General features: G+C 70.8%; 8 protein-coding genes. 3 read left to right on the top strand and 5 right to left on the bottom strand.

The features are described 5' to 3' along the window. The first annotated feature begins 49 nt into the window (after positions 1-49). Both ABD784_RS00950 and ABD784_RS00945 read left to right on the top strand, forming a co-directional pair. Positions 50-865 carry an ABC transporter ATP-binding protein gene (locus ABD784_RS00950; RefSeq protein ID WP_344878654.1) on the top strand — a complete coding sequence of 272 codons (816 nt, stop codon included), beginning with the start codon at positions 50-52 and terminating at the stop codon, positions 863-865. Beyond that, positions 862-3,375 carry an ABC transporter permease gene (locus tag ABD784_RS00945; protein ID WP_344878652.1) on the top strand — a complete coding sequence of 838 codons (2,514 nt, stop codon included), beginning with the start codon at positions 862-864 and terminating at the stop codon, positions 3,373-3,375. Before ABD784_RS00950 ends, ABD784_RS00945 begins: the two co-directional genes overlap by 4 nt. A gap of 231 nt (positions 3,376-3,606) precedes the next feature. On the opposite strand, the gene metG is transcribed toward ABD784_RS00945, so the two are convergent. From metG to serA, 3 genes are all read right to left on the bottom strand, one after another. Next, positions 3,607-5,163, bottom strand: coding sequence for a methionine--tRNA ligase (metG, locus tag ABD784_RS00940; protein ID WP_344878649.1), 1,557 nt, complete (start codon positions 5,161-5,163; stop codon positions 3,607-3,609). A 180-nt stretch (positions 5,164-5,343) separates the two neighbouring features. Further along, complete coding sequence (locus tag ABD784_RS00935) at positions 5,344-6,396, bottom strand: cell wall-binding repeat-containing protein (protein ID WP_344878646.1); 1,053 nt, start codon at positions 6,394-6,396, stop codon at positions 5,344-5,346. Between the two features lie 218 nt (positions 6,397-6,614). After that, positions 6,615-8,210, bottom strand: coding sequence for a phosphoglycerate dehydrogenase (serA, locus tag ABD784_RS00930; protein ID WP_344878643.1), 1,596 nt, complete (start codon positions 8,208-8,210; stop codon positions 6,615-6,617). 346 nt (positions 8,211-8,556) lie between these two features. On the opposite strand from serA, the gene ABD784_RS00925 reads away from it, so the two are divergent. Further along, positions 8,557-11,031, top strand: coding sequence for a cell wall-binding repeat-containing protein (locus ABD784_RS00925; protein WP_344878640.1), 2,475 nt, complete (start codon positions 8,557-8,559; stop codon positions 11,029-11,031). Between the two features lie 135 nt (positions 11,032-11,166). Here ABD784_RS00925 and ilvC read toward each other — a convergent pair whose 3' ends face one another. Continuing rightward, on the bottom strand, positions 11,167-12,192 hold the full coding sequence (gene ilvC / locus ABD784_RS00920) for a ketol-acid reductoisomerase (RefSeq protein WP_344878637.1): 1,026 nt from the start codon (positions 12,190-12,192) through the stop codon (positions 11,167-11,169). A gap of 32 nt (positions 12,193-12,224) precedes the next feature. Beyond that, entirely contained in the window at positions 12,225-12,743 is a 519-nt protein-coding gene (ilvN, locus tag ABD784_RS00915) for an acetolactate synthase small subunit (RefSeq protein WP_309081954.1), read from the bottom strand. Position 12,744 lies beyond the last annotated feature (1 nt).

Raw genomic sequence — 12,744 nt, 5'->3', positions numbered from 1 at the left:
GCCGGTGGGACGATGTGCGGGGCCCGCGCTGAAAAATAGCGTGGTCACCATGAGCACACACATGCCCTCGACACTCGAGAACCCGACCCGGCCCGCGCCGGCCATCGCCGTCGCCGCACGCGGCCTGACCAAGGTCTACGGAACCGGCGCCACCCAGGTGGAGGCCCTCGCCGGCGTGGACATCGATTTCCCGGCCGGCCGCTTCACCGCCATCATGGGTCCGTCCGGCTCCGGCAAGTCCACCCTCATGCACTGCTTGGCCGGACTGGACTCGGCGACCAGCGGGCAGATCGTCATCGGCGACGTGGACATCACCGGCCTGCAGGACACCGAGCTGACGCGCCTGCGGCGCGACAAGGCCGGTTTCATCTTCCAGGCGTTCAACCTCGTCCCGACGCTGACCACCGAGCAGAACATCCTCCTGCCCCTCCAGCTCGCGGGGCGCAAGCATGACAAGGCATGGTTCGCCACCGTCGTCGACACGCTGGGGCTGCGCCCGCGCCTGGGCCACAAGCCCCACGAGCTCTCTGGTGGGCAGCAGCAGCGCGTGGCAGTGGCCCGCGCCCTGTTGACGCGTCCCGACGTGGTCTTCGGGGACGAGCCCACCGGCAACCTGGACTCGCAGACCGGCGCCGAGGTCCTCTCGCTGCTGCGCGCCTCGGTCCGCGACTTCGGCCAGACCATCATCATGGTGACCCACGACCCCGTCGCCGCGAGCTACGCGGACGACATCGTGCTGGTGCGCGATGGCCGGCTGGAGGGCCGTGTCCCGGCGACGACGCCGCAGGAGATCGCCGCCGCGCTCGCCCGCCTCACGACCCAGGACGACGCCGCCGCGACGGACACTCGGGGGGCCGGCGCATGATGACCCTCGCGTGGGCGAACGTGCGCAGCTACGCGCGCCGCTACATCGCCGTCGTGCTGGCCGTGATGATCGGTACGGCGTTCCTCGCCGCGACGCTGATGGTCGGCTCCAGCGCCACCGCCTCCCTCCAGCAGTCGATCGGCACCGGCTACAAGCACGCCGACCTGATCGCCTCCGTTGACTACGACGCGTACACGGGCGAGGTCCCCGACGCCCCCTACGACCCGGAGCTCCTCGCCGAAGTGGAGGGCCTCGACGCGGTCCGTGACGTCCAGCCCGACCTCAGCGCCGGCGCCCGGCTCGGCTCCGGCGACTCGACCTTCCAGGCCAGGCTGCACAGCGTCCCGGCGGCCGCGGACTTCCGCAGCACCGAGCTCGCCGAGGGAGAGTTCCCGGATGCAGCCCACGAGCTGACGGTGGACACCGCGACGGCGGAGCGCGCCGGGATCGACGTCGGCGATACCGTCTCCCTCGCGATTCCGACCGGCGAGCAGGAGCCGGCGCCGGTCGCCTACCGGGTCTCCGGCCTCACCGTGGTCAGCGCGAATCCGGCCATGGGCGCCTTCACGGAGGTGGTCGTGACGCCGGAGAGCCTCCAGGAGGCACTCGCGGGCGCGATCGGCGCCACCTCGTTCCAGCTCAAGCTGGCCGACGGCGCCGACGCCGGCGCCGCGGCGGAGGAGGTCTCCGGCGTGCTCCGTGCCGCAGGCGTGGAGCACCCGCAGGTGCTCACCGCGGCCGAGCAGACCGTCCAGGACGTCGCCTCCCTCTCCGGCGGCTCCGACCAGCTGACCGTGGTGCTCCTGGTCTTCGCCCTGGTGGCGCTCGTGGTCACCGGCCTGGTGGTCACCAACACGTTCTCCGTCCTGGTCACCCAGCGCACCCGCGAGCTGGCCCTGCTGCGCACTCTGGGCGCGGCGCGCGGCCAGATCCGCGGTGCGGTGGTCCTCGAGTCCGTCATCATCGGGGTCGTCGCCTCGGCACTCGGCGTGCTGCTGGCCGTCGGTGTCATGTCCGGCCTCATCGGCTACGTGGCGACCCTGCCCGGTACCGCGTTCGCGGTCCTCTCCGTCCCCGTCTCCAGCGTCCTCATCGGGCTCGGCGTCGGCACCGCCATGACGATCCTGGCCGCCTGGATCCCGGCCCGCCAGGCCACCCGCGTGGCCCCACTGGCTGCGCTGCGCCCGGCCGACGGCGCCTCCGTGCGCAACCGTGCCGGCAGGGCCCGGCTCGTCCTCGGTGGGCTCGGCGTGCTCCTCGGCGCCGCGCTCCTGGCCTTCGGCGCGTTCAACGCGAACCTCCTGGTCTCCTTCGCGGGCGGCTTCGTCTCCTTCATCGGCATCCTGATGATCGGCTCGCTGTTCCTGCCGCCCGCCGTCTCGGCGGTGGGCCGCCTGGTCTCCGGCACGGGCGTGCCGGCCAAGCTCGCCGCCCTGAACTCCGTGCGGAACCCGGGCCGGACCACGGCCACGGCCACGGCGCTGCTGATCGGCGTCACCCTGGTCTCGATGATCCTCGTCGGGGCACAGTCCGCGAAGGCGACGTTCGACCAGGGCCTCGCCGCAGAGTACCCCGTGGACGTCACGGTCCAGCACGACGGCGTCGCGGCCCCCTTCGGCGCCGACGCCGCGGACCGCCTGACGGCCGTCGACGGCGTCGAGCACGCCGTCCGGCTCGTTCCCGTGGCCGACTCCGAGTACGGCACTGTCTACGCCGCCGATCCCGAGGCCCTGGGCGCGGTTCTGAACGATCCGTCGCTGGTCCCGGCCCGGGGCGAGATCCTGCTGCCGGACACCGCCTTCGACGAGACGGTCGTGAAGGAGACCTCCGTCGACGGCGACTCCTTGACCGTGCGCCCCACCGACGTCGACGCCTTCGTCCCACTCGTCACCGCGGACACGGCCGCGGGCTGGGATGCGGAGGCCACCGTCGCGGGGCAGCCCTCCCCCGCTGACCTGCCGGCGATCCTCTGGGCCGATGCGAGCGACTCGCTCGATGTCGCCGGCGCCCAGGAACTGCAGAGCACCATCGCCGCGGCTCTCGGTGTGGAGGACTACTCCGTCGGCGGCGGGCTCATCGAGCGGCAGATGTTCACCACGGTGATCGACATGCTGCTGATGGTGGTCACCGGCCTGCTGGCCGTCGCCGTCCTCATCGCGTTGATCGGTGTGGCGAACACGCTGAGCCTGTCCATTCTGGAGCGCACCCGCGAGAACTCCCTGCTGCGCGCCCTCGGTCTGACCACCCGTCAGCTGCGCGGCATGCTGGCGTTGGAGGCGGTCCTGATCGCGGGCGTCGCCGCCCTGATCGGCCTGGGCCTCGGCACGGCGTACGGCCTGCTCGGCACACAGTCGGCCCTCGGGTTCCTCACCGAGGTGGTCGTGGACCTCCCCTGGATCCAGCTCGCGGCCGTACTGGCGGTGGCGGTGTGCGCCGGACTGCTCGCGTCCGTGGTCCCGGCGCGCCGGGCCGCCCGCCTCTCGCCGGTGGCGGGCCTCGCCACCGAATAACAGCAGCGCGTGGCGTGGCCCCCGCGCACTCCGGGCCGGGGGCCACGCCTGCACACTCGGCTGAGCACCGGGGACGGCGCCCCGAGCAGGCGCAGAGAACCCCAGGCAGGCGCAGAGAACAGAGGACGACGGCGGTAGGGAACCTACCGCCGTCGTCCTCTGTCGTGTGCGCTCTGTCAGGGGCGGGGCTCAGCGCGCCGCTGTCCCGCGCGATCGCGGTGCCCGGTCGCTTCAGTCCGCGGGCTCCTCGTAGCGCGGGAAGATCGGCGCCGGGTCCGGCAGTTCCGTCCCGGGCTCGAGCGGCATGTCGAAAGCGGCGAACATGCGGGCGGCGCCCTCCGGCTGGCCGAGAACGTCGAGCAGGCGGCTGGCGGCCTCGGGGACGATCGGCTGGATCAGGAGGGCCACCCGGCGCACCACCTCGAGCGTCACGTACAGGACCGTGCCCATGCGCTCGACGTCGGTCTTGCGCAGGACCCACGGCGCCTGGTCCGCGAAGTAGGCGTTGGCCTCGCCGAGAACGTGCCAGACGGCCTCGAGCGCCCGGCTGAACTCCTGCCGGCTGTACAGGTCTCGGTTCGATTCGAGCAGGGCGGCGGCCAGCTCCAGGATCGCGCGGTCCGCATCGGCGAGCTCACCGGGCCGCGGCACGGACGAGTCGCAGTTCTTCTTCACCATGGACAGGGAGCGCTGGGCGAGATTGCCGAGGTTGTTCGCGAGATCCGAGTTGATCCGGCCCACGATCGCCTCGTGGTTGTAGCTGCCGTCCGCCCCGAACGGGACCTCGCGCAGGAAGAAGTAGCGCATCTGGTCCAGTCCGTACTTCTCCACGAAGTCGGCGGGCGCCACGGTGTTCCCGAGCGACTTGGACATCTTCACGCCGTTGTTGTGCAGGAAGCCGTGGATCATGACCCGCTTGGGCAGCTCGAGCCCGGCCGACATGAGGAAGGCCGGCCAGAAGATGGCGTGGAACCGGGAGATGTCCTTGCCGATGACGTGGACGTCGGCCGGCCAGTACTTCCGGAAGCTGGGCGACTCCACGTCGGGGAACCCGGCGCCCGTGAGGTAGTTGGTCAGGGCGTCGACCCACACGTACATCACGTGCTTCTCGTTGCCCGGGACGGGCACGCCCCAGTCGAACGTGGTGCGGGAGATCGAAAGATCCTCGAGACCGCGCTCCACGAACCGGATGACCTCGTTGAAGCGGGAGCGGGGCGCACCGAAGTCCGGCTGGCGGCGATAGAGGTCCAGCAGCCTGTCCTGGTAGGCGGAGAGGCGGAAGAAGTAGGACTCCTCCTCCGTCCAGGTGACCTCGGTGTCCGTCTCCTTGGCATAGCGGACGCCGTCCTCGCGGACCTCGGTGTCCTCCTCGGAGTGGAACGCCTCGTCGCGCACGGAGTACCAGCCGGCGTACTTGTCCAGGTAGATGTCCCCGTTGGCCTCCATGCGCCGCCAGATCTCCTGGGCGGCATCGATGTGGTCCGGATCGGTGGTGCGGATGAAGCGGTCGTAACTGGTCCCGAGCTCGTCGTTCATCTGCTGGAAGGCATCCGAGTTGCGCTGCGCCAGCTCACGCGGCGACAGTCCCATCCGCTGGGCGGTCTGCAGCATCTTCTGGCCGTGCTCGTCGGTACCCGTCATGAAGAAGACATCGTGCCCGTCGAGCCGCTTGAACCGGGCCATGGCGTCCGTGGCAATGACCTCGTAGGCGTGGCCGATATGGGGCTCGCCGTTGGGGTAGGAGATCGCCGTGGTGATGTAGAACGGGGGCTGCTCGGTGGAAGTCACCCAAGAGAATTTACCGCATCGACGGGCGTTCCCCGGCGGTGCGGCACCGCCTGTGAAGAGAGCCGGCACAGCGTCCTCGACGCCGTGCCGGCTCTCGCCGTTCATCGTTGGGCTCCCGCGGTCAGGACCGGCGACTCCGTGCGGTCCCGGGCCCCTGCGGGGAGGCACCCCTGCTGCAGGTCAGCAGGACCCCAGGTTGGCCACGTTCTTCGAGAGCACGCCCTCGCCACCGAGCAGGGTGACCAGTTCGACCTCGGCGTCCGGATCCAGGAAGTCCGCCAGCGAGGCGGCGGGGACGCACGTGGGCCGGGAGAGGTAGATCGGCGTAGCGTGCCAGCCGGCCGAGGCCGCGCCGGCCAGGGCATCCGGGTAGTTCATGCCGGTCGCGAGCATGACCTCCCCCGAGTAACCGAGCAGCTCCCGATTCACCAGGAGATTGGTGTGGTAGCGGTCCTTGCCCGCGTAGCGGAATGTGGCGACGCCGCTGGCCTTCAGCCCGGACTGGAAGCCGGCGGAGATGACGCCGTTGCCGCCCACCAGGGAGGCCTGGACGATCCCCAGCTCGTCCAGCAGGGCGACCGTCTCCGCGTCGGGGCTCGTGCTGGTGCCCCGGACGAGGACCACGGGAACCTCGAGCGCACCGGCCAGCGGAGCAGCGGACAGCGCGTCCGGGTAGTCGAGTCCGGTGGCGAGGTACGCCTCCTCGGCGCCCTCCGGGAAGACGGCCCGCGCGATGTTCGCCGACGTCTGGTAGCGGTTGTCGCCGCCGATCCGCTCCACCGCCTTCGCGCCGACGATCTCCGCGACGGAGTCCGCCACCTTCTGGCTGACGGCACCCTCGCCGCCGACCAGGACCACCTTGTACGGGGCCAGGCGCTTGATCTCCTGAGCCACGGTCCCGTCCAGCCCGCCCGCCGGGGTCAGCAGCACGGGGCCGCCCTCCGCGGCCGCTGCCGGGCCAGCGACGAGCGCATCGGCGAAATCATGGGCGGTGGCCAGATAGACGACGCTGGATCCACCCGGGAAGTACGTCTTGGAGATCTCCACCGACGTCTGCATGCGGTTGCTGCCGCCGAGGCGCTCGACATCGACGCCGGGCGGGACGGCCGCCGGCTGCGCGGCCGAGGCCGCCGGCGCGGCCGTCACCGCCATCGCTGCTGTGAGCAGGCCGGCGACGAGGACTCGGTGGAGACGCGAGCGCCCGGACGCGGGCGCAGAGGAATTCAAGGACATAGGAGTCCCCTTCGTGAATGCACGTAGTGAGTGCGAGCGAGAATCACCCGAAATGGTGTGATGAGCAGAAAGATATCACCCGGAACAACTGTTTCAGCGGCCGATGCACAAACGTTGTAGAACACCGTCGCTGGAGATGACGACGGGGCGCCACCGGCGCGGCCATGGCCGCGAGGTGACGCCCCGCCGTCGTCCTGTGCGGGTCCCGCCCGCCCGGATCAGTCGTCGAGGTTGACCTCGCGCGCGAAGGTGGCGCCCACGGTGGTGCGGACCTGCTCGAGGGTCCCTTCTGGGAGCGCATCGTCGACGGTGAGGATCGCGAGGGCCTCGGCGCTCTCCGCGCTCGGGGCGACCTGCATGCCCACGATGTTGACCCCGCGCTCGCCGAGGACGGCGCCGAGGGCACCGACGACGCCCGGGCGGTCCTCGTAGCGCAGGACCACGAGGTGCTCGGCGATCGGGATCTCGATCTCGTAGCCGTCGATGCCGACGAGCTTCTCGATCTGCTTGGGCCCGGTCAAGGTGCCGGACACCGCGAGAACGCGGCCGTCGCTGGTGGCCCCGCGCAGGTTCAGGACGTTGCGGTACTCGGGCGAGTCACTGGTGGTGATCAGCCGCGCGGCGACACCGCGCTGCTCGGCCAGGACCGGTGCGTTGACGTAGGAGACCTGCTCGGATACGACGTCGGTGAAGATGCCCTTCAACGCAGCCAGCTCCAGCGCCTTGACGTCGAGGCTGGCGATCTCCCCGGCGACCTCGATGTCGAGGCTCACCAGCGAGTCCTCGGTGAGCGCCGTGAAGATCCGCCCGAGCTTCTCGATCAGCGGGATGCCGGGGCGGACATTCTCGTCGATGATCCCGCCGGCGACGTTGACCGCGTCGGGGACGAGCTCACCGGCCAGCGCCAGGCGCACCGACTTGGCGACCGAGATGCCGGCCTTCTCCTGCGCCTCCTCGGTGGAGGCCCCCAGGTGCGGGGTGACCACGACGTTCTCGAAGTCGAAGAACGGTAGGTCGGTGCTGGGCTCGCTGACGAAGACATCGACGCCCGCACCGGCGATCTCGCCGTCCTTCAGCGCCGTGTAGAGCGCGGCCTCGTCGATCAGGCCACCGCGGGCCACGTTGACGACGTACGCCGTCTCCTTCATCTTCGAGAAGGCGTCGGCGCCGAGCATACCGAGGGTCTCCGGCGTCTTGGGCATGTGGATGGTGATGAAGTCGCTAGAGGCGAGGAGCTCGTCGAGGTCCATCAGCTGCACCCCGAGCTGCTGGGCCCGGGCGGCCGTCACGTAGGGATCGTAGGCGGCGATCTTCATGCCGAAGCCCTGGAGCCGGGCGGCGACGAGCGCGCCGATCCGGCCGAGGCCGATGATGCCGGCCGTCTTCTCGTAGAGCTCGACGCCGGCGTACTTGGAGCGCTTCCACTCGCCGTTCTTCAGGGCGCCGTTGGCCGCCGGGATGCGACGGGCGAGGGAGACGATGTGGCCGACGGTGAGCTCGGCGGCGGAGATGATGTTCGACGTCGGGGCGTTGACGACCATGACGCCGGCCTGGGTGGCGGACTTGATGTCCACGTTGTCCAGGCCCACACCCGCGCGGGCGATGACCTTCAGGTTCTTGGCCGCGGCGATGGCCTCGGCGTCCACCTTGGTGGCCGAGCGGACCAGGATGGCGTCCACGTCGGCGATGGCCGCGAGCAGCTGAGATCGATCGGCACCGTTGGTCTGGCGGATCTCGAAGTCCGGACCGAGGGCCTCGACTGTTGCGGGCGAGAGCTCTTCGGCGAGCAGAACGACGGGCTTGTTCTCTGACACTGCGGTGGCACCTTCTCTGAGTGTGGGATGCGGTCACGACCAGCGACCCGGCTGAGGGCACAGGTCTGCCGAAGCTAGGCTATGCCGCGCCCGCCCCGGCCTCCGAACCCCGCTCCGCAGTATTACAGGGTGAAGCGCCCCCGAGCGGGGTTCGGGCGCGAGAAGACCGACCTGCTCTTTCCCTTCCCGTCACCCCTCGTTAGCCTGCCAGTGGCAGACTCGCCCCACCTCAGGGCGTCCGCCACACGCCGACGCGCCGTGCCGAGGCTAATTCGGAGGCGGCATGCAGGCAGAATAAAGACTGTGGCCATCGCCACCCGTCTTCGTCTATCACTGGAGTCCCACCATGGCGCCTCAGAACGCCGCCTCCGGCCCGCCCACCTGCCGCGGACCGCTCCTGTCCCTCTCGACCGCCGCTCTGACGGCCGTCCTGTCCGTCTCGCTGACGATGGCCGGAGCCGTCCCCGCGTCCGCGGCACAGGCATCCGCCCCGCTGCCGTCACCGTCGGTTGCCGCGTCCGAGGGCGACGGCGAGCCCGTCGAGCTCGGCAAGGCGGCCGCCGGCGAGGTCCCGGACCCGGCCGCCGTCGAGGCGCAGCTGCCGGACGGACCGTCGAACCCCGAGGCCGAGGTCCACTCGGCCGTCGAGGAGGTCACCGCGCAGGCGGTCGCCACGCTGGAGCTCGACCCCGCCGAGGTCACCGTCCTCGGCGCCACGTGGGACGGCACCGACCCGGCAGCGGAGTACCGCGCCAAGGTCGACGGCGAGTGGAGCGAGTGGCAGGAGCTGCCCGAGGAGGAGACGCCCGGCGGCCACGACCAGGAGGAGCAGGCCGCCCAGGCACCCGGCTCATCGGCGCCACTGGCGCTGACCGAGGCGACGGCCGTGGAGGCGCGTGCCACGAACCCCGACTTCTCCTCCGAGCTCGAACTCGTCGCGTACTCCTCCCCCGTGACCGACGTCGACCGCGAGATCACCGAGGGCAAGGGCGGACCCGAGTCCTCCACGCCGAGTTCCGCCGGGTCGCCGGAGGCGCCAGCCGCGAAACCCCCGGCCGAGCCGAGCGCGTCGGCGCCGACTCCGGCGAACGAGGGCGCTCAGCAGACGGCGTCCCCCGCCGCATCAGAGCCGGCCCGGACCGAACCGGGCGGCGGTCAGCCGTCGCCGTCGTCGCCTCCGGACGCCGATGGCTCCACCGGTTCTTCCGCCGAGCCCGGCACGTCGCCGACCGCAGCCGCGACGGGGGCAGCAGCACTGCAGACGCTCGCCGTCGAGCGCACGGCCGTGCAGACGGCGACGACCTCCTCCACCAGTGTGCTCAACCGGGTCATCACACGCTCCTCCTGGGGCGCTGCGACCCCGGTCTGCGACCTCGGGAACAGCAAGCGCAAGTACGCCACGATCGTCCACCACACCGCTGGCACCAACAGCTACACGGTCTCCCAGGTACCGGGGATCCTGCGCGGCATCCAGCGCTATCACATGGCCAAGGACCCGACCTGGTGCGACATCGGCTACCACATGCTCGTGGACAAGTGGGGCAACATCTACGAGGGCCGCGGCGGCGGACTCGGCGTCTCCCGCATCGCGACCCATGCCGCCGGCTGGAACGGCGACACGTTCGGCGTCTCCGTCATGGGCGACTACACGACCACGCGCCCGTCCTCGGCCGTGGTCCGCTCGCTGCAGCAGATCGCCGGCTGGCAGGCGGCCTACTGGGGGTACGACCCGACGGGCTCGGTCCGGCTCGTCGCCGGCCGCGGCAGTCAGAAGCACGACGACGGCGCCACCGTGACGCTGCCGCGCGTCTTCGGGCACCGCGACGTCGGCTACACCACCTGCCCGGGGCTGATCTACGGATACCTCGGCAGCGTCCGCACCGGCGCGAAGTCGTGGATGCCCAACGAGGCCGCGGGCCAGACCGGCGTCGGCGCCTACCGGATCGCCGGCGACGACCGCTACCGGACCGCCGTGGCCGCGTCGCGGCAGGCCTACCCCAGCGGTGCTGGGACCGTCTACGTCGCGACGGGCGCCGACTACGCGGACGCCCTGGTCGCTGCCCCGGCGGCCGCGCGGCAGAACGCCCCGCTTCTCCTGACCCGGCCCGGCGGGCTCCCCAGCCCCGTGGCGGCCGAGATCGACCGGTTGAATCCGCGGAAGATCGTGGTGGTCGGCGGGTCGGGTGCGGTCTCCGCGACCGTGGCCAGCCAGCTCAAGCGCTACACGTCGAACGTCGTCCGCCACGGCGGCGACAACCGCTACTCGACGGCCGCCAAGGTCGTCCGCGGCGCCTTCCCCTCGGCGTCCCGGGCCTACATCGCGACCGGGCTCGACTACCCGGACGCGCTCGCCGCCTCGGCGCTGGCCGGGTCCTACGGGGCGATCGTGATGCTCGTGCCCGGCAAGAACTCCACGGCGAACACCGAGACCCAGCGGGTGCTCAGCGGCCTGGGCGTGGACAAGGCGGTCATCGTGGGCGGACCCGCCGTGGTCTCCCGCGGCATCGCCAGCTCGCTGAGCGCCTACTCCCCCAGCCGCGTGTTCGGCAGCGACCGGTACGAGACCGCCCAGAAGCTCAACTCGGGCCTCGTGAACCACGCGTCGCGGGTCTATTTCGCGACCGGCCGGGACTTCCCGGACGCGCTCGCCGCGGCGGCGATCGCCGGCACCCGGCGCGCACCGCTCTACCTCTCGCACCCCACCTGCGTCCCGCTCGGGATCCGCACGGACGTGGTGGAGTCCGACGTCGCGACGGCCACCCTGGTGGGCGGCGAGGGCGTGCTGACGAACGCCGTCGGACGGATGTCGCCCTGCTACTGACCGTCCCCGTCCGCTGACGGCTGGCCGCTGCCAGCCAGCGACACGAAGAGGTCGGCCCCGCTGCTTCCGCAGCGGGGGCCGACCTCTTCGTTCGTACGGTTCGACCGTGCGACGCGCGCTTGATCAGGGGGACGATCAGCGGGCGGCGCTGCCCTCGGTGTAGTCGTCGTCCTGCTGGCTCCACGAGAAGTGCGAGCGCAGGGCCTTGCCGGTCGCCTCGATCGGGTGGCCGGCCTCCTCCTCGCGCAGCTTGAGGAACTCGGCGCCGCCGTTCTCCTGGTCGTCGATGAAGCGCTGGGCGAAGGCACCCGACTGGATGTCGGCCAGGATCGCCTTCATGGACTCCTTGACCTCCGGGGTGACCACGCGGGGGCCGGAGACGTAGTCGCCGTACTCGGCGGTGTCGGAGATGGACCAGCGCTGCTTCGCGATGCCGCCCTCCCACATGAGGTCGACGATCAGCTTCAGCTCGTGCAGGACCTCGAAGTAGGCGATCTCCGGCTGGTAGCCGGCCTCGGTCAAGGTCTCGAACCCGGCCTGGACCAGGTGGGAGACGCCGCCGCAGAGCACGGCCTGCTCGCCGAAGAGGTCCGTCTCGGTCTCCTCGGTGAAGGTGGTCTTGATGACGCCGGCGCGGGTGCCGCCGATGCCCTTGGCGTAGGACTTGGCCAGGTCCCAGGCGGTGCCCGACGCATCCTGCTCCACGGCGATGATGTCCGGGATGCCGCGGCCGGCGACGAACTCGCGGCGCACGGTGTGTCCGGGCGCCTTCGGGGCGACCAGGAGGACGTCCACGCCGGCCGGCGGCTGGATGTAGCCGAAGCGGATGTTGAAGCCGTGGCCGAAGACCAGCGCGTCGCCGTCCTTCAGGTTGGACTCGATGTCCTCCTTGTAGAGGTGGCGCTGCACCTGGTCCGGCGCCAGGATGACGACGACGTCGGCCCACGCGGCGACCTCGGCGGGGGTGCCGACGGTCAGGCCCTCCTCCTCGGCCTTGGCGCGGGACTTCGAGCCGTCCTTGAGGCCCACGCGGACCTCGACGCCGGAGTCGCGCAGGTTCAGCGAGTGGGCGTGGCCCTGGGAGCCGTAGCCGATGACGGCTACCTTCTTGCCCTGGATGATCGACAGGTCGGCGTCGTCGTCGTAGTACAACTCGGTCACAGTAACTCCTTGGTAGTGCGGGGCTGGGAAAGCTAGGCGGAGACGGAGCGCAGGGCGCGCTCCGACATGGATTTGGAACCGCGGCCGATGGCCAGCGTTCCGGACTGGACGATCTCCTTGATGCCGAAGGGCTCCAGCACGGAGAGGAGCGCGTTGAGCTTCTCCGCGTTGCCGGTGGCCTCGAGCACCAGGGAGTCGGTCGCCACGTCCACGACGTTGGCGCGGAAGAGGTCGGCGGCCTGGGTCACCTGCAGCCGGGTCACGGCGTCGGCGCGGACCTTGACCAGGATGTGGTCGCGCTGCACCGACGCCTCGGGCACGAGCTCGACGATCTTGAGCACGTTGATGAGCTTGTTGAGCTGCTTGGTCACCTGCTCCAGCAGGTCGCCCTCGGCGTCGACGACGACGGTCACGCGGCTGATGCCCTCGTGCTCCGTCGGCCCCACGGCGAGCGAGTGGATGTTGAACGCGCGGCGGGCGAAGAGGCCGGCGACGCGGGTCAGGACGCCGGGGACGTCCTGCACGAGCACGGAGAGTGTGTGACGTGCCATG

The organism is Zhihengliuella alba, assembly GCF_039538765.1.
Classification (GTDB): domain Bacteria; phylum Actinomycetota; class Actinomycetes; order Actinomycetales; family Micrococcaceae; genus Zhihengliuella; species Zhihengliuella alba.
This window is presented reverse-complemented; position numbering and strand designations above follow the sequence as displayed.